Raw genomic sequence first — 18685 nt, forward strand, 5'->3', positions numbered from 1 at the left:
AAATTAATAGAGTCTCTTTCTATATCTATTAAATACCTCTGGCAATCATGAGTTCTTTGGAGGAAAAAAATGAAAAAAATATTAATTTTAATTAGTGCCGCCATCATCCTGCTTTTAATAATAATTATAGGTATACATCAATCAATGATGGAAACTGCAAAAAAAACTCCACCCCACAGTGTTCCATACTTAATTGTTCTTGGAGCTAAAGTGAATGGAGAAGAAATGTCTCTCAGTTTACTTTTCCGTGCCAAAAAGGCATTAGAGTATTTAAAGGAGAATCCCGAAACGAATGTAATTGTAACTGGAGGGCAAGGAAATGGAGAAAATATTACTGAAGCAGAAGCACTTAGGCGTTTTTTTATTGAACAGGGCATTAGCGAAGACCGGATTCTTAAAGAAGAGCTTTCAACATCTACATATGAAAACTTAAAGTATACGAAAGACATATATGATATTGATGAGGCAGTTATTGTCAGCAATGACTTTCACCTATATCGTTCTCTTAAACTAGCCGAAAAGGTAGAAATAAAAGGTTATCCTTTAGCTGCAGAAACACCAGCAATCGTAAAAACAACACTTTTTATTAGGGAATATGCAGCAATCATAAAAATGACTATAGTAGGTAAATAAAAGAACCCAAAACCTTGGGTTCTTAAGCAAGTTCTTTTTTTCGAAATATACGAATGCTTCCTGCGAGCATTAAAATAATAGCAACAATTGAAAGGATTAAAGATGGGAATGTCTCTTTAGGAGCTCCCCCGTAAAACAGTAATTGACTTGTATAGGCCGGAAGCTGAACAGGACTCCAATCTAACCAATTTGCAAATATAGTATTAAAAATACTCAGTAAAATAATAACTATAAGTGAGACAAAACCAACAGCCCCAGGGGATTTTAAGATTGAATTAAAAAGAACAGTAAGCGTTAATACAAAGGACAGCCAGATTCCATTTAAAAAGAAAGACTGCATAAAATCAGCAAAAGGAACTGCTTCAAACAAAATGACGACATAATACCATGATGTAAGATACCCTGCAAAAAAAGAAACCCATAATAAAAGCATGGCACCCGCCCATTTTGCCGTTATAAAAGATGTATAGGAAACTGGTTTTACCAAAATTAGACCTGCTACACCGCTCTTCCTCTCTCCAGCGATCATGCCCATTGAAGTTAAAACAATGACTAAAACACCTAGAGTATTAAATTGACTAAGTATTGAAACCATAACCTCTGATGCAGATGGAACTGGGAGCTGAATGACAGCCCCTTCAGGCAATCCTCCAACGGCATCAAGGATCTGAGGCATGAAATACACTGTTAATGGTTCCTTAACTGAGAGTAAAATAAATACAATTGGAACCCAAATCCATTTGAAATTTCTAGACATTTCAACCATTTCTTTATTAAAAAGAGTCACCCATTGGTTCATTTTTGCACCACCTTCATAAATACATCCTCTAGGCTTGTTCTGCTAATCTCAAACTTAAGCAAGGGTAAGTTATTTTCGACTATCTCTTTAAGAACAGCCCTTTTTGTCCTTTCGACATCATCAGATACAATACTGATTATGTTCCCGTCTACTGAAACAGATAATGCTAAGCTGGAAAAATTCTGTGCATATTCATCGGCCTTCCCTCGGAATACCAGCTCAATCTTAGCCTGCTGATGTTTATCACGAAGCTCTTCCATCGTTCCCGATTCTATTATTTCCCCATTATGCAGAAACAGAATTTCATCACAAACCTCTTCTGCATCATTTAAAATATGTGTGGAAAAAAGAATGGTCGTTTCCTTTTTCAGCTTTTCAAGCAGCTCAAGCACTTCTCTGCGGCCAAACGGGTCAAGAGCAGATACTGGTTCATCGAGCATAACTAACTTAGGCTTGTGAATGATGGCCTGTGCAATCCCTAACCTCTGCTTCATTCCTCCAGAATACTTGCCAACCCGGCGGTTCTTTGCTTCAGCAATACCGACCATTTCAAGAAGCTCATCTGTCCGTTTTTTTGATTCACTTTTCTGTAATCCAGCTAATCTCCCTGCATATTCCAGAAACTCCCTGCCCGTCATCCATTCATAGAAAACAGGATGCTGAGGAAGATACCCAATCCATTTTCGAAAATCCGCCCCTTTTTCAAGCCCATCAAATACGATACTGCCTGAGTTCGGCATCATTAAGCCCGAAAGCATTTGCAAGGTGGTCGTTTTTCCGGCACCATTTGCTCCGAGTAAAGCTATACATTTTCCTTTTGTTAACGTAAAATCCAATCCTTTAATGACTTCAAGGTCTTTAAAGGATTTTTTTAGTCCTTTGACAGTGACAACATCAGACATTAATGATTTCTCCTTCCAACAACAAAATAGAGAATGGAGCCGATGAGATTTCCAAACAAGATGATAATGGCCCACATCCATTTCGGCCCGTTTGTTTTTTCAATCCGGACTAAATCAATAACAGCAATCACAAATAGAATAAGCTGTATAACAATAATGGGAGCAATAATTGCCCAATTAATGCCCTGTAATAATTCCATAATTCATATCCCCCTAAGTGAGTCATTATTTTGTTACAGCTATAAGACGTCTATGTTCAGAATTCGTTCAAAAAATAATAAAAAAAGTCTAAGAGATTTATAATCCCCTAGACTTCATGCATTATCTAAGAATTCTAAATACTAAAGGAATACGGTATTCCTTTCCTTCGTATGCTTTTACAGCAGCAACAATCGTAAAAATAAATCCAAGTACACCTACAATCCATATTGTGACGAATCCGATTAGAATAATCATTAAGATTCCACTGATCAGGGCGTAAACTCCATAGGAAATGACAAAGTTAAAATATTCTTTCCCATGATTATCAATAAATGATGATTCGTTTTTCTTTAATAACCAAATGATAAGCGGCCCAACGATGGTTGTAAAAAAACTTGTTACATAAATGGCTGTCGCTAATAATTTTTCATCCTGTGATGGCATGATTTAATCCCCCATTTCAAATTTTTGAAGAAGTCTAGAACAATAACTATAATTCCTCTTACGTTACTATTTACGCCTTAGAAGCAAAAATGTTTCACATTATTTCACACATTTTTATTTACCTGACCACTAGATTTCATTTTCAGTTCTTGTTTAGGACAAGATGAATACAATTTGTAATGACAACCCCTATTGCCTAATGGCAAAAGAATTTTATTCAATAGGTTGTAAGATTGTTTAAAGGGTGATGCCATTTGATGTCAAAGATTGAGGCCTTTATACTAGGAATAATTCAGGGTTTTACCGAATTTCTTCCTATATCAAGTACAGGGCATTTGTATTTAGGGAGGCACTTATTTGGTTTGGATGAGGCAGGACTTTTTCTAGATACGATGCTGCATGTCGGGACATTGCTTGCTGTGCTTGTTGTATATAAAAACGAACTTCTTCAAATTATAAAAAATCCTTTTGGCAAGCTTTCGATGCTGCTAGTCATTGGAACGATTCCTGCAGTAATCATTGGCTTTTTATTTAGTGATTTATTTGACTCCATCTCAAAGACTGGAGTTACGATTGGCTGGGAATTCTTAGTCACTGGGATCATTCTTTGGTTTGCTGATCGAATTCGTAATGGTGCAAAGAAAATGGAGAGTATTTCCTATGGAGATGCTTTATTTATCGGCACATTTCAAGCAGCGGCCATCTTCCCCGCTGTTTCAAGGTCCGGCCTCACGATCGCAGCAGGGTTATTTAGAAAACTGGATAGAGAGACAGCTGCCTATTTCTCATTTTTATTGTCTATACCAGCGATAGCAGGTGGGATTGTTCTTCAATTTGGGGAGATGCTTTCAGGCCGTACAGAATCCATTTCCTTTGGAAGTTTATTTGTCGCCACCCTGTCTTCTGCGATTTTTGGGTATATGGCAGTTGTCTGGATGATTAATTTTCTAAAAAGAAAATCACTCAAAATCTTTGCGGTTTATGTTTGGGTTCTTGGCATCTCCATCATCATCCTTCAAATGACTGGGATATTCTAATGGTCCGATTTGAAGTCATAAAGGAGTTTTTAAATTGAAAGAGTTCATTCTTTCTGTTTTTGACATTTTATCACAGCTTGGTTATTTTGGAATTGCTCTTGGCCTTATGGTTGAAGTAATACCAAGTGAAATTGTATTGAGCTATGGGGGTTATTTAATAAGCACTGGAAAAATTCATTTCTGGGGTGCTCTTATCGCCGGTGTTATTGGGGGAACATTTGCGCAGCTTTTTCTATATTGGCTTGGAGTTTATGGCGGAAGGCCCGTGCTTGATAAATATGGTAAATTTCTGTTAATCAAAAAGTCTCATTTAGATGCTTCAGAGGAATGGTTTAAAAAGTATGGAACAGGAGTCATTTTTACAGCGCGATTTGTCCCAGTTATTCGCCATGCGATTTCCATACCTGCTGGCATTTCCAAAATGCCTTTATCAATCTTCACCTTATATACTGTAGCAGCCATGATTCCTTGGACCGTTTTATTTTTATTATTAGGAATGGAGCTAGGAGACCATTGGAGAGATATTAAAGACTATGCAAAGCCATTTCTGATGCCTATTATCATTCTAGCTTTTGTATCGATCGGAATTTACTTCTTTTATAAAAAACGCCAAGAAAAGAAATAATCTTCCTTCGCCGCTCCGTGCGGTTTTTTATATTAAATAATGTTCCTTATTATGATCATAGTTGTTAAAATAAATAGAAAAAGATTGATGCCAGAAAGGAATATCATGACAAAAATATTATTGAAAAACGCCAATGTTTACCCGGTCACAGCATCTGCTTTTTATGGCGATGTTTTAGTGGAAAACGGGAAAATTGCCGGAATAGGAAAAATAGATGTTACAGGTCCAGATGTTTATGTCATCGAATGTCATAACCATTATTTATTCCCAGGATTTATTGATGTTCATACACATCTTGGCCTGTATGATGAAGGGACAGGCTGGGCAGGAAATGATGCCAATGAAACGGCTGAGCTCTTGTCTCCTCATGTTAGGGCGATGGATGGAGTATACCCGCTTGATCCTGCATTTTCCGATGCAGTAAAATATGGGATTACAACCGCTCATATTATGCCAGGCAGCGCAAATGTAATTGGCGGAACAACTTCTGTTATTAAAACAGCCGGTAAGAATATTAAGAAAATGCTTGTTCAGGAAACCGCAGGATTGAAAATTGCTCTTGGCGAAAATCCGAAACAAATTCACAGCCAAGGAAATAAAGATTCGATCACTAGAATGGGAATTATGGGAAAGCTTCGGGAAGTATTCTATGAGGCTGCAAGTACTGATCAGCCTGAATCATTGCGGACTGCTCCCATTATTCAAGCTCTTAATCGGGAAATCCCTGTTCGGGTTCATGCTCATCGTGCAGACGATATTATTTCCGCTGTTCGATTTGCTGAGGAATTTAATCTTGATTTAAGGATTGAGCATTGTACAGAAGGACATCTCATTGCAGAGGAATTAGCTGACCTTGATTTAAAGGTATCAGTTGGTCCAACTTTAACAAGACGTTCGAAGGTGGAGCTTAAGAATAAAACGTGGAAAACATATCAGGAACTTACAAACCATGGTGTAGAAGTATCCATCACAACAGACCACCCTTATACACCTATTCAATATTTGAACTTATGCGCTGCTATCGCTGTTCGTGAAGGTTTATCAGAACAAAAGGCTTTAGAAGGAATAACCATTCTTCCAGCAAAAAATCTCCGAGTTGACAAGCAGCTAGGCAGTATTGAACCCGGGAAGGATGCCGATTTAGTCCTTTGGAGTCATCACCCCTTTCATTTTCTTGCAAAACCAAAATGGACGATGATAAACGGTGTTTTCGAATATACTGAGTCGTAAAGTGAAACTTCAATCAGTGGGGATTTTCTTTCATCCCCCACTGATTGTTAGTTGCGGCCCACAGGATGTGGGTCACACAGACGTTGCCACAGGACGTGGCGTTCTTAGTCTGTGTTCCTATAATCGGGCCTTTACGGGCTGTTGATCCCCCACTTAGAAATTTTTGTTTAACTCAACTTCTTGAAGAGGGGGTCTTACAGCCCGTTAATCTGCGATAAACCTATAGATCAATAAGCTGTCATAGTAATTGGCAGCTTTTTTCTTTTATTTTTTGCTTCCCTTATGTAAAATATAGAAGTCAGACTTCTGACGTATGAGAAGAAAAATTGTGTTAATCACAATTAAGAAAGGGTAACCTTAAATATAGTAAAAAAACAAAATAAATCGAATTTCGTTGTAACCGCATTCATGAAATTAGGAGGAATGAATATGTCATCATTTGCGTATAAAAGAATATTCGTCATCGTCATGGATTCTGTAGGGATTGGTGAAGCGCCTGATGCAGAAAAATTTGGGGATATCGGTGCAGATACACTAGGTCATATTGCAGATAAAATGAATGGACTAAAGATGTCGAACATGGCAAAGCTTGGTCTTAGTAATATCCGTGAAATTAAAGGAGTTAAAAAAGCTGAAAATCCGCTTGCTTTTTATACAAAAATGCAGGAAGCGTCGAATGGAAAGGACACAATGACAGGTCACTGGGAAATAATGGGCCTAAATATTCAAACTCCATTTCAAGTTTTTCCTAATGGCTTTCCAGAAGAGCTCATATCCGAATTAGAATCACGTACAGGAAGAAAGGTGATTGGCAATAAACCAGCAAGCGGAACGGAAATTATTGTAGAGCTTGGGGAAGAGCATATGAAAACAGGGGCTCTCATCGTTTATACTTCAGCTGATTCCGTTTTGCAAATTGCGGCCCATGAAGAAATTATTCCGATTGAGGAGCAATATCGGATTTGCAAAATTGCCCGCGAATTAACTTTAGATGAAAAATATATGGTCGGCAGAGTGATTGCCAGACCTTTTACTGGCAAGCCAGGAAATTTCCAAAGAACTTCTAATCGTCATGATTATGCGCTAAAGCCATTTGAACGGACAGTTATGTCTGAGCTAAAGGATGCAGGATTGGATGTTATTGCGATTGGAAAAATTTCCGATATATTTGATGGAGAAGGGGTAACTGAATCACTGCGCACGGTTTCAAATATGGACGGCATGGATAAGTTATTGCAATCATTCGATATGGATTTTACAGGCTTAAGCTTCCTTAATCTTGTTGATTTTGATGCACTTTATGGACATCGGCGTGATCCAATAGGCTATGGCAAAGCGCTTGAAGAATATGACGAGCGCCTTCCTGAAGTATTTGCCAAAATGCAAGAGCATGATTTATTAATTATTACAGCAGATCATGGAAACGATCCCGTCCATCATGGAACAGATCATACGAGAGAATTTGTGCCACTCTTAGTTTATGAAAAAAATATGGAAGAAGGTAAAGAGCTTCCGATTAGGAAAACCTTTGCGGATATCGGTGCTACCGTTGCAGAAAATTTCCAAGTTAAAATGCCAGCAAATGGAAGAAGTTTCTTAACAGAATTAAAATAGGAGGAAAAGTGAAAATGGATTATCAAAAAATTCAGCAGGCTGCACAATTTTTAAAAGGAAAATATAAGCAGCAGCCATTAATTGGCCTTATTCTTGGTTCAGGATTAGGTGTATTAGGAGATGAAGTAGAAGACGCCTTAAAAATTCCATACAATGAAATTCCTAATTTTCCAGTTTCCACGGTAGAAGGCCATGCAGGAAATCTAGTCTCTGGCTTATTAAATGGAGTTCCCGTTGCAGTTATGCAAGGCCGTTTTCACTATTATGAAGGATATAGCTTCGATAAAGTAACATTTCCGGTAAGAGTCATGAAGGAGCTTGGAATTAAGCAATTAATTGTGACTAATGCTGCCGGCGGAGTAAATGAAACATACTCGCCGGGGGATTTAATGCTTATTTCTGATCACATTAATAACATGGGGAATAATCCATTAATTGGTCCAAATGATTCTCAGATGGGGGTACGTTTTCCTGATATGTCAGAAGCATACTCTAAAGAGCTGAGAATGCTTGCAAGAAAAATGGCCGAAAATTTAAACTTGTCCATTCAAGAAGGTGTGTATGTTGGAAATACAGGCCCGACCTATGAAACTCCTGCTGAAGTCCGCATGCTCCGTACTATGGGCGGGGATGCTGTAGGAATGTCAACCGTTCCTGAGGTAATAGTGGCAAGGCATGCAGGATTGAAAGTGCTCGGAATTTCATGTATTTCGAATATGGCAGCCGGAATCTTAGATCAGCCGCTTAACCATGAAGAGGTTATTGAGACTACAGAGAAAGTGAAGACTCATTTTCTGCAGTATGTAAAAGAAATTGTCGCAGAGATGGGAACAAAAAATTAATTTTACCAAATTAAACTTTCGCATTACCCATGAAATTATGAAAACGGATCGGTGATTAAAAATGAGAATGATTGATATTATTGAAAACAAACGAGACGGAAAAGAGCTTTCTTCTGAAGAAATTCAATTTTTCATTCAGGGATATACGGATGGATCTATTCCTGACTATCAAGCAAGTGCCCTAATGATGGCGATTTATTTTCAAGATATGACTGAAAAGGAAAGAGCCGATCTAACTATGGCTATGGTGCAGTCAGGGGATCAAATCGATTTATCAAAAATTGAAGGAATAAAGGTAGATAAGCATTCAACGGGTGGAGTTGGGGATACAACAACGCTAGTATTAGGACCACTCGTTGCAGCGGTAGGCGTTCCCGTAGCAAAAATGTCTGGCAGAGGTCTCGGACATACGGGCGGAACGATTGATAAGCTGGAATCAGTCAATGGTTTCCATGTGGAACTGGAGAACGAAGAGTTTATAAATCTTGTCAATACAAATAAAATTGCTGTCATTGGACAAAGCGGGAATTTAACACCTGCTGATAAAAAGCTATATGCTCTTCGTGATGTAACGGCTACAGTGAATAGCATTCCGCTAATCGCAGGCTCCATTATGAGTAAAAAAATCGCGGCTGGTGCGGATGCCATTGTTCTTGATGTCAAAACCGGCGCCGGAGCTTTCATGAAAACACTTGATGACTCAAGGGAGCTCGCAAAGGCGATGGTTCAGATTGGTAACAATGTTGGCAGAAATACAATGGCAATCATATCTGATATGAGCCAGCCGCTCGGGTATGCAATCGGAAATGCATTGGAAGTGAAGGAAGCTATTGATACGCTTAAAGGGGAAGGTCCAGAGGATTTAACTGAACTATGCCTGACTTTAGGAAGCTATATGGTTTATTTAGCTAAAAAGGCTAATACACTGGAGGAAGCACGTACCATGCTGGAGGGTGCCATAAAGGATGGGACTGCATTAAATGTCTTTAAAACCTTTTTAACCGCGCAAGGCGGGGATGGGGCCGTTGTAGATAATCCAGACATGCTTCCACAGGCGAAGTATACTTTTGAACTGGAAGCAACGGAAGATGGCTATGTATCTGAAATGGTCGCAGATGAAATTGGAACAGCGGCTATGCTTCTTGGAGCGGGAAGAGCAACGAAGGAGTCTGTTATCGATCTTGCTGTTGGTCTAATTCTTCGCAAAAAAATTGGCGACCAAGTAAAAAAAGGCGATTCGCTCGTAACCATTTATAGTAACTTCGAAAATATTTCAGAGATTACAAAAAAGCTATATGAGAATATAAGGATATCTGAGAATAAAGTAACCCCACCAGTATTAATTCATGAAGAAATAACTGAATAAGAACTGAAAAATAGAAGCGTCAGTGGAACTAATTTCCCTGGCGTTTTTTTATGTTTAATAAGTAATGATTGATCCAAATTTATAAATTATCCGATCACTGAAGAAAATATTCATTTTAGTATGGAACGAGTTGTATAATTTCCCTCCAATTGGAAAGGATGGAGCCTATAAAGAATGGAGGGTTATGTGATGAAACGAATAATCTCTATAATGGTGATGTCCTTTTTATTAGCATCTGCCTTTGTACCATCTGCTTTAGCTAGAGAAAGTGAGGTAGATCTTGTCCAAAATGTGAAGTCTGCTATTTTAATTGAGCGCGACACAGGGACAGTGCTATATGAAAAAAACAGTGATGAAAAACTTCCGCCCGCAAGCATGACAAAGGTTATGACCATGCTCCTAATCATGGAAGCAATTGATAATGGAAAGCTTTCCATGGATGAAAAAATTCGTACGAGTGAATATGCAGCTTCAATGGGAGGTTCCCAAATTTTCCTTGAGCCTGGTGAGGAAATGACAACGAAGCAGATGTTAGAAGGGATTGCGATTGCATCTGGAAATGATGCATCTGTTGCCATGGCAGAAAGGCTTGCAGGTTCTGAGGGAGAATTTGTCAAGCAAATGAACAAAAAGGCAAATGAACTCGGGTTAAAGAATACCGAATTTAAATCAGCCACTGGACTGCCTGGTAAAAAGGATTTCAGTACTGCTCATGATATGGCAATTATGGCTAAAGAACTTCTTAAATATGAAGATATAACTAAATTTACTAGTACCTATGAATCATACTTGCGTGAAGGCTCAGATAAAAAGTTTTGGCTCGTCAATACGAACAGGCTAGTTCGTTTCTACCCAGGTGTTGATGGACTAAAGACTGGATTTACAAATGAAGCTAAATATTGCTTAACAGCAACAGCACAAAAAGACGGGATGCGAGTCATAGCTGTTGTGTTTGGAGCGCCTACATCTAAGGAACGTAATGCACAAGTTACAAAAATGCTGGACTATGCTTTTAGTCAATACAAAACCCACCCTATGTTTAAAAGAAACATAGCTCTAGGTCATGTGGCTGTAAGCAAAGGTGAAAAGAAAAAGATTGAAGCTCTTACAAGCGAACCGATCTCCTTATTAACGAAAAAAGGCGAAAACATTGAAAATATTAAACAATCTATCGTTTTGGACAAGAATTTAAAGGCACCCATTAAAAAAGGAGATAAGGTCGGTACTTTAAAGCTCATTCAAGACGGAAAAACATTAGTGGAAAGCCCTCTTGTAGCAAAAGAAGCCAGCAAGGAAGCGAACTGGTGGACTTTGTATAAACGGTCCATTGGAATGTTTACAAGAGCAGGATAATAGCTAATATGTCGAAAATAACTATATGCCTTCTACTTTTAGCGAATAAGCACTAGTTTTGTCTTAAGGAAGGAAATGCGAGTTAGAATATCGAATTGGACTCACTAGAGACTAGATAAGGAGGCTATAATAGTGAGTCTTTCGATTAATTTAGAAGTAAAAAGAGATGTCTTATGTATTCGTCTTAGCGGGGAATTAGATCATCATTCAGCTGATGAGCTGCGTGAACAAGCGACGAAGGCAATTGAAGATTATGATATCCACCATATTGTATTAAATCTTGAGCAGCTTTCATTTATGGACAGCTCAGGACTAGGTGTTATTCTGGGCCGGTATAAACAAATTAAACAGCATCATGGTGAAATGGTTGTTTGTGCAATTTCTCCAGCCGTACAAAGATTATTCGAAATGTCGGGGTTATTTAAGATTATTCGCTTAGAGCCGACTGAAGAATTTGCTTTGCAAAGACTGGGGGTTGCCTAATATGAAAAATGAAATGCATATTCAGTTTAGTGCATTAAGCCAAAATGAATCATTTGCCCGTGTAACTGTTGCTGCATTTATTACCCAGCTAGACCCAACAATGGATGAATTAACTGAAATAAAGACCGTTGTTTCTGAAGCAGTTACAAATGCGATTATTCATGGCTATGAACAGGATCCAAATGGAATGGTTTATATAACCGTTAAAATGGAGGACGGCTTTATTGATATGTCTATTAGGGATGAAGGATCAGGGATTATGGATGTGGAAGAGGCACGTCAGCCATTATTTACAACGAAGCCTGAGCTAGAAAGATCAGGTATGGGCTTTACGATTATGGAAAACTTTATGGATGAAATCGAAATTCAATCGCAACCGGGGAAAGGCACAGAGATCCGATTAAGAAAGCATTTATCAAATAGTAAAATGCTGTGTAATTAAGGAGTCTTGCTATGGATGTGGAGGTAAAAGCTGATAAAGGCCAAGCATTTTTGAAGGATTATGAAGTGAAGGATCTTATTAAAAAGAGCCAGGATGGGGATCAGAGTGCACGGGATACGATTGTTCAAAAGAACATGCGTCTCGTATGGTCTGTTGTCCAGCGCTTTTTAAACAGGGGATATGAACCAGATGATCTCTTCCAAATCGGATGTATTGGATTGCTAAAGTCTGTTGATAAATTCGATTTAAGCTATGATGTTAAGTTCTCAACGTATGCGGTGCCAATGATTATTGGAGAAATCCAGCGATTTATTCGCGATGATGGAACAGTGAAAGTGAGCCGGTCTCTTAAAGAGATGGGGAATAAAATCCGGAAGGCGAAAGATGAGTTATCAAAATCACTTGGCCGCATCCCAACAGTCAATGAACTTTCCGAGTTTCTTGATATTCCACCAGAGGATATTATTCTTGCGCAGGAAGCTGGACGAACCCCTTCGTCCATCCATGAAACCGTATATGAAAATGATGGAGATCCGATTACATTGCTTGATCAAATTGACGATGGCAATGAAGGGAAATGGTTCGATAAAATTGCCTTAAAAGAAGCCATTAATGATTTAGATGAAAGGGAAAGGTTAATCGTTTACTTACGTTATTACAAAGACCAGACCCAATCAGAGGTTGCTGCGAGACTTGGGATTTCACAAGTTCAAGTTTCAAGGCTAGAGAAAAAAATACTTCAGCAAATGAAAGACCGTATGGACGTATGATCCATACGGTTTTTTCACGTCAAGCTCCAGTGCATTTGTACTTTTATGCATCTAAATATTGGTAATCATGAAGTCAATATATGTAACTCATACTACATATATAAGGAAATTTATATGTAGGAAGTGAGAAAAATGGAACAAACGGTTTATATTCGATTGAGACATCGATTGCAAGTTCGACCGCGAGCCTCCATTTTTGTAAAGGACATTGCGCAGATCATTGCCGATGAACAGATTTACGCCCAATTAAGAAATTTAAAAGTTTATGAGGTGAGTGAAAAGGATCAAAATATGATCGTAGTAGATGTAATGAAAGTAATCCGGGAGATCATTAAACAACATCCTGAAGTTGAGATTCAAACAGTAGGGCCATCACAAGTAATCGTTGAAGTGATTGCAAAAAAACGAAAGATTTCCATTCCGCTATTTTTTATTGTTTGGCTCTTATTATTTTTCGGTGCTGCATTGACAATCATGAATTTCCATGAGGATGTAAGCATGCAGATTGTTCAGCAGCGGATTTATACGATAATGACTGGGGAAGTCGATTCAAAGCCGTTAATTTTCCAAATTCCATATTCGATTGGTTTAGGTGCAGGAATGATTCTTTTTTTTAACCATTTATTTAAAAAGCGTCTAAATGAAGAACCGAGCCCGCTGGAAGTGGAGATGTTTAATTATCAAATGGATTTAGACAACTATATATCTATGCATCAAAACAAAGAAAGTATGAAAAATATTGACGACCATTAATGTGATTATAGTTGTTTTTATTGGACTTGCCGGTGGTTTAGCAGTAGGCTCAGGCTTCGTAGCGTTTTTAACTGTATTTGGCATTATCCCAAGACTGACACAGCTTACTAAAACGATGAAAATGGTACGTTTTTATGAGTGGGCAATTGTGTTAGGGGCTGTTATTGGTGCAGCGGCTACTTTATGGGACCCCATTTTAACCCTTACTCCGTACCTTTTATTACCCATTGGTTTAGCCTCAGGCGTATTTGTAGGAATGGTTGCCGCAGCGTTAACAGAAGTATTAAATGTACTCCCAATTCTTGCAAAAAGAATTGGAGTTGACGGACAAATTGTCATTTTATTAATGGCGATTGTTTTCGGGAAGATCTTTGGGTCCTTATATCAATGGGTGTATTTTGTTGATAAATAATAGACCATACCACAATGAAAGGAACAATAAATATGGATGATAGGAGAAGCGTGATTTTAGTAACAGATGGGGATGACTATGCTAGAAGGTCTATTGAATATGTGGCAAAGGAAATAGGCGGAAGATGCATCTCATTATCCCACGGGAATCCCACAGTATTAAGTGGTCCTGCAATCGTTAAACTGATAAAAAAAGCTTCTCATGATCCAGTTATAGTTATGTTTGATGATAGTGGCTTCGAAGGAGAAGGAGCGGGAGAAAAGGCCTTAAAGTATGTAGCTTGCCATGAAGATATTGAGGTGTTGGGAATTGTTGCGGTTGCAGCCAAGACGAGGCAGGCTGAATGGACGAGAGTAAATGTCTGCATTGACCGAGAAGGGGGATTAACTCCATATGGTGTGGACAAATATGGGCTGCCTGAAATGGATATTGGCAGGCTAAATGGTGACACTGTTTATTGCCTTGATGAACTAAATGTTCCAATCATTGTTGGAATTGGAGATATTGGAAAAATGGCAAAAATGGATGACCTTGATAAAGGGTCTCCAATAACGAGGAAAGCTATTGAGCTTATTATGGAAAGGAGCGGTTATCGTGTCAGACAACAAGATGCAGAATAAAATGCCTATTCCTGAATCATTAGATAAAATTGAAAAATATATGGAAGAACGAATTGGGCTCGGTGTAAGCTTCGATTTAGGGATAAGAAAGCTGAAAATTCTTCGCAAAGATGTGCATTTGTATTATGTAAATGGCTTAACCGACTCACTGATCATCGTTCAATTAATCGAAGAACTAGTTGAGATTAATGATCATGAAAAACAATCCTCAAAAATTTTTGAAATTGTTGAAAACCGCCTAGTCCATGATGCTGTAGAAAAAATAAAGACAATGGATGAACTTGTAGATCAAGTACTATCTGGATTAATTGTTGTTGTCATTGAGGGAGAAATGACCGCATTTGTCGTTGATGTTCGCAGCTATCCAGGGAGGTCACCGCAAGAACCGGATACAGAAAAGGTCATCCGCGGATCTCGGGATGGTTTTGTCGAGAACATTATTTTGAATACAGCCTTAACAAGAAGAAGGATTAAAGATGAAAGACTTCGCTTTGAAATTACAGCTGTTGGTGAAAGGTCCAAAACAGATGTTGCCATCGGGTATATTAGAGATATTGCCGACCCTGATTTAATTAATATAATCAGGAAGGAAATTGAAAATATAAAAATTGATGGGATCCCGATGGCTGATAAAACAGTAGAAGAATTTCTTTTCAAACAAGGATATGATCCTTTCCCGTATGTTCGTTATACAGAACGAGCAGATGTTGCTGCAACACATTTACTCGAAGGTCATGTTCTCGTATATGTGGATACATCACCAAGTGTCATTATCACACCGACAACGTATTTCTATCATATGCAGCATGCGGAAGAATATAGACAGTCACCCGCTGTTGGGACTTTTGAACGCTGGATGCGCTTTATTGGCATATTTTCCTCCTTGTTTCTGTTACCGCTATGGTTTTTATTTGCTTTGGAGCCGTCACTTTTGCCGGAAAGTCTTTCATTTATTGGGCCAAATGAAAAAACAAACGTTCCGATTATCGTACAAATATTTCTAGCTGATTTTGGTATAGAGATTCTACGGATGGCAGCTATACATACACCGACCCCACTTGCCACGGCCATGGGATTAATTGCCGCTGTGTTGATTGGGCAAATTGCGATTGATGTTGGATTATTTGTCCCAGAAGTAATCCTTTATGTATCATTAGCAGCCATTGGGACCTATACGACTCCAAGTTACGAATTAAGTATTGCCAATAAAATAACAAGGCTTTGTTTATTAATCGCGGTAGCCATTTTCCATGGACCAGGATTAATCGTCTCAATTACATTATTCATCATTTGGCTTGCAAGCAAAAAGCCGCTGAATACACCTTATTTATGGCCATTCATTCCATTTTATCCAAAAGCACTACTGCAGATTATTGTTCGCAGGGCGGTACCAGGATCGAAGCTTCGTCCAAGTATTAACCGCCCTAGGGATCGTGTTAGGCAGTAATAAAGTGAAACTTCAATCAGTGGTGGGAGTTCCGATGCATTAGGTGTGTAAGTGCTAACGAAGACATTAGGCAGTGGCGAACTTAGTCGGCCTTCATCCCCCACTGTTAAAAGTTGAACAAATCTGCGAAAAAATAATAAAGCGGCCTAGTCATTGCGATTGTGATTAGCTTGTATTTATGTTAAAGTATTTGTAATATTTCCAATAGGATATTAAAAAAGACAGTTTCTCATGTAGAATTCTGTCTATTTATTTCTAAAGAATGATGCTAAAGCTAAAAAAGAAGAGAATGGCGGATATGATTATCAAGCCTCGTTGTAAGTGAATAAAATAATATCTAAGGCATGTATACAGCTGTGCTTTTAGGAAGAGGGGAAATTATGTATTTACATGGCACATCAAAGGTTAATACTAAGGGTCATCTTGAAATAGGCGGAGTAGACACGGTTGAACTTGCTGAGAAATATGGAACACCATTATATATTTATGATGTATCGTTAATAAGAGAGCGGGCAAGGGGCTTTAAGCAAACATTCGAAAACTTAAAAGTACCTGCTCAGGTTGCTTATGCTAGCAAGGCCTTTTCAACTATTGCGATGGTTCAGCTTGCAGAGGAAGAAGGTCTATCATTAGATGTTGTTTCAGGCGGTGAATTATATACAGCTTTGGCAGCTGATTTTCCGAGAGAGCGTATTCATTTTCACGGAAATAATAAAAGCAAAGAAGAACTTGAAATGGCACTGAAGCACGAGATCGGCTGTATAGTTGTTGATAACTTTTATGAGCTGGAATTATTAAATTCCCTTTGCGAATTATTGAAAATGGACACAAAAATATTATTAAGAGTAACCCCAGGGATAGAAGCACATACCCATGATTATATTTTAACAGGTCAAGCAGATTCGAAATTTGGTTTTGATTTGCAAAATGGGCAAGCAGAAAAGGCTCTTAATATGGCGCTTCAATTTGAGAGAATAGAAGTACTTGGACTTCATTGTCATATCGGGTCGCAAATATTTGAAACAACAGGCTTTATTTTAGCGGCTAAGAAGCTTTTTGAAAAACTGCATGATTGGAAGGAAGCCTTCTCCTATGAGTCTAAGGTTTTAAACTTAGGAGGCGGATTCGGGATTCGCTATACGGATGAGGACAAGCCTCTGCCAGCGGCCCAATATGTAGCCGAAATTATTGAAGAAGTGAAAAAGCAGGCAGAAAATTATTCCATGAAGATGCCTGAAATATGGATTGAGCCGGGAAGATCTTTAGTTGGGGATGCTGGAACTACTCTTTACAAAATTGGATCAAGAAAAGAAGTCCCAAATGTTCGTCAATATGTGGCAGTAGATGGCGGGATGAGCGATAATATTCGACCTGCTCTATATCAGGCGAAATATGAGGCCGTGTTAGCTAATAGGGTACATGAAAAAACAGAGGAAACTGTATCAATTGCAGGGAAGTGTTGTGAATCAGGTGACATGCTTATTTGGGATTTACCTCTTCCAAAATCTGATAGTGATGATTTATTAGCTGTATTTTGTACAGGTGCTTATGGGTATGCTATGGCTAATAACTATAATCGTCTCCCAAGACCTGCTGTTGTATTTGTCGAGAATGGGGAAGCGAAGCTTGTTGTGAAACGGGAAACATATGAGGATTTAATTAGAATGGATCTTTCAATTAAACAAAAAATTAATAATTAAAGCTGCCATTTAAAGGCAGCTTTACTTTATTTTCAGTATGTGGCATGGAAATAATGTTCTCTATCGTGTAAAATGAAGTTGTCCATAGTTTTTTAGATTTCTTTAGGAGGGGCAACTTAGGGTATATGAAGAAAAATAATTGGCTTCTTTTCGTTTTATTCTTAATAGGCAGCCTAGCATGGGGGCTTTTTTATTGGTTCGTTATTGTTCCATCAAAGTGAATCCATTTCGAAAATTGAAATTGAGAAGGATAGTGGAAAATAGCATTTGTGAGGGAGCAAAGGGAGATTTAATACATATATTATTAATAAGTTTGAAATGAATAATTTTTGGGGAAAATAGGGATAGAAATAAGAAATTTGAGCAAAATTTGCATGAATGAAACTAAGCTAACATGCAGAAAAGACTAATCATCATCGTGATAATATGGAATTCGCATGTAAAAGAGATTCCAATAAAAATATCGCATAAGTAAAACGGAGTACACGCAAAAACGGCAGGTCAACACTATGTTTTACTAATAATGAGGGATAATATGTTAATTCGATATAAAAAGGCTTTTGAAAAAATTGCTATGGGACTTTTATCGTTTATGCCAAATGAAAAGGATCTGAAGGTTTTACAGCAGACTATGAAGCAATATGAAACAGCTGAAAACAGGCAATTATTTCTATGGAAGGAAGGGGACGATATTATCGGCTTAATTGGCGTTTCATTTCTGGATGATTCAGCTATGATTGAGCATATTTCAGTCAACCCTTCACATAGGCATCAAGGCATTGGAACGACAATGGTTAAAGCATTGAAAGAAATGTTTGCAGAGAAAGAATTACGGTCAAACGAGATGACTGATTCTTTTCTTAATAAATGTGATTTAAATATAGATGCATAAAGTTTCCTTAACATACACAAAAGCTAAAGCAATCGGAGAATTTACCGATTGCTATTTTTTTCGGCTAGCTTCAGCGCCTAGCCCAGACGTACAGGACGTAATAGTGTCGACAATGCGACA

Annotated in this window: 21 protein-coding genes; 17 read left to right on the forward strand and 4 right to left on the reverse strand. The window is 38.2% G+C overall.

Annotated features, from left to right (window positions below; all coding sequences use genetic code 11):
• Positions 1-69 precede the first annotated feature (69 nt).
• Positions 70-633, forward strand: a complete 564-nt coding sequence (locus V7164_RS07930) for a YdcF family protein (protein ID WP_335353830.1) — start codon at positions 70-72, stop codon at positions 631-633.
• Between the two features lie 22 nt (positions 634-655).
• Here the strand turns inward: V7164_RS07930 and V7164_RS07935 are convergent, their stop codons facing one another.
• From V7164_RS07935 to V7164_RS07950, 4 genes are all read right to left on the reverse strand, one after another.
• Complete coding sequence (locus V7164_RS07935) at positions 656-1432, reverse strand: ABC transporter permease (protein ID WP_335353831.1); 777 nt, start codon at positions 1430-1432, stop codon at positions 656-658.
• A complete protein-coding gene (locus V7164_RS07940) occupies positions 1429-2334 on the reverse strand; it encodes an ABC transporter ATP-binding protein (protein ID WP_335353832.1) in 906 nt (301 codons plus the stop codon). The genes V7164_RS07935 and V7164_RS07940 overlap by 4 nt, the downstream gene beginning before the upstream one ends.
• On the reverse strand, positions 2334-2534 hold the full coding sequence (locus V7164_RS07945; protein ID WP_335353833.1) for a PLD nuclease N-terminal domain-containing protein: 201 nt from the start codon (positions 2532-2534) through the stop codon (positions 2334-2336). The genes V7164_RS07940 and V7164_RS07945 overlap by 1 nt, the downstream gene beginning before the upstream one ends.
• A gap of 121 nt (positions 2535-2655) precedes the next feature.
• On the reverse strand, positions 2656-2979 hold the full coding sequence (locus tag V7164_RS07950; protein ID WP_335353834.1) for a DUF4870 domain-containing protein: 324 nt from the start codon (positions 2977-2979) through the stop codon (positions 2656-2658).
• A 257-nt stretch (positions 2980-3236) separates the two neighbouring features.
• Here V7164_RS07950 and V7164_RS07955 point away from each other — a divergent pair, with 257 nt between their 5' ends.
• From V7164_RS07955 to V7164_RS08030, 16 genes are all read left to right on the forward strand, one after another.
• The gene (locus V7164_RS07955) at positions 3237-4016 is read left to right on the forward strand and encodes an undecaprenyl-diphosphate phosphatase (protein WP_335348260.1); all 780 of its coding nucleotides are present in this window, start codon (positions 3237-3239) and stop codon (positions 4014-4016) included.
• A 34-nt stretch (positions 4017-4050) separates the two neighbouring features.
• Positions 4051-4641, forward strand: coding sequence for a DedA family protein (locus V7164_RS07960; RefSeq protein WP_335353835.1), 591 nt, complete (start codon positions 4051-4053; stop codon positions 4639-4641).
• A 105-nt stretch (positions 4642-4746) separates the two neighbouring features.
• A complete protein-coding gene (locus tag V7164_RS07965; RefSeq protein WP_335353836.1) occupies positions 4747-5871 on the forward strand; it encodes an amidohydrolase in 1125 nt (374 codons plus the stop codon).
• Positions 5872-6300: 429 nt separating this feature from the next.
• Complete coding sequence (gene deoB / locus V7164_RS07970; RefSeq protein WP_335347396.1) at positions 6301-7485, forward strand: phosphopentomutase; 1185 nt, start codon at positions 6301-6303, stop codon at positions 7483-7485.
• A gap of 14 nt (positions 7486-7499) precedes the next feature.
• Positions 7500-8327: a purine-nucleoside phosphorylase gene (locus V7164_RS07975; protein ID WP_335353837.1), complete on the forward strand. Its 828-nt coding sequence runs from the start codon at positions 7500-7502 to the stop codon at positions 8325-8327.
• 61 nt (positions 8328-8388) lie between these two features.
• Entirely contained in the window at positions 8389-9693 is a 1305-nt protein-coding gene (locus V7164_RS07980; RefSeq protein ID WP_335353838.1) for a pyrimidine-nucleoside phosphorylase, read from the forward strand.
• A 189-nt stretch (positions 9694-9882) separates the two neighbouring features.
• Positions 9883-11046, forward strand: coding sequence for a D-alanyl-D-alanine carboxypeptidase family protein (locus V7164_RS07985; protein ID WP_335353839.1), 1164 nt, complete (start codon positions 9883-9885; stop codon positions 11044-11046).
• Between the two features lie 132 nt (positions 11047-11178).
• Positions 11179-11529 (forward strand): anti-sigma F factor antagonist, encoded by a 351-nt coding sequence (gene spoIIAA / locus V7164_RS07990; RefSeq protein WP_335347392.1) that lies wholly within the window; start codon positions 11179-11181, stop codon positions 11527-11529.
• A 1-nt stretch (position 11530) separates the two neighbouring features.
• Positions 11531-11971 (forward strand): anti-sigma F factor, encoded by a 441-nt coding sequence (spoIIAB, locus tag V7164_RS07995; protein ID WP_335347391.1) that lies wholly within the window; start codon positions 11531-11533, stop codon positions 11969-11971.
• Between the two features lie 11 nt (positions 11972-11982).
• Positions 11983-12741 carry an RNA polymerase sporulation sigma factor SigF gene (gene sigF / locus V7164_RS08000; protein ID WP_335347390.1) on the forward strand — a complete coding sequence of 253 codons (759 nt, stop codon included), beginning with the start codon at positions 11983-11985 and terminating at the stop codon, positions 12739-12741.
• Positions 12742-12873: 132 nt separating this feature from the next.
• A complete protein-coding gene (locus tag V7164_RS08005) occupies positions 12874-13494 on the forward strand; it encodes a stage V sporulation protein AA (RefSeq protein ID WP_335353840.1) in 621 nt (206 codons plus the stop codon).
• Positions 13481-13906, forward strand: a complete 426-nt coding sequence (locus V7164_RS08010; protein WP_335346739.1) for a stage V sporulation protein AB — start codon at positions 13481-13483, stop codon at positions 13904-13906. The genes V7164_RS08005 and V7164_RS08010 overlap by 14 nt, the downstream gene beginning before the upstream one ends.
• Before the next feature lie 32 nt (positions 13907-13938).
• Positions 13939-14526 (forward strand): stage V sporulation protein AE, encoded by a 588-nt coding sequence (locus tag V7164_RS08015; protein WP_335346738.1) that lies wholly within the window; start codon positions 13939-13941, stop codon positions 14524-14526.
• On the forward strand, positions 14516-15973 hold the full coding sequence (locus V7164_RS08020) for a spore germination protein (RefSeq protein ID WP_335346742.1): 1458 nt from the start codon (positions 14516-14518) through the stop codon (positions 15971-15973). The genes V7164_RS08015 and V7164_RS08020 overlap by 11 nt, the downstream gene beginning before the upstream one ends.
• A gap of 380 nt (positions 15974-16353) precedes the next feature.
• Complete coding sequence (gene lysA / locus V7164_RS08025) at positions 16354-17673, forward strand: diaminopimelate decarboxylase (protein ID WP_335353841.1); 1320 nt, start codon at positions 16354-16356, stop codon at positions 17671-17673.
• Positions 17674-18208: 535 nt separating this feature from the next.
• Positions 18209-18565 carry a GNAT family N-acetyltransferase gene (locus tag V7164_RS08030; protein WP_335346736.1) on the forward strand — a complete coding sequence of 119 codons (357 nt, stop codon included), beginning with the start codon at positions 18209-18211 and terminating at the stop codon, positions 18563-18565.
• Positions 18566-18685: the final 120 nt, after the last annotated feature.

It is taken from the genome of Bacillus sp. JJ1474 (genome assembly GCF_036965225.1).
Lineage (GTDB): Bacteria > Bacillota > Bacilli > Bacillales > Cytobacillaceae > Cytobacillus.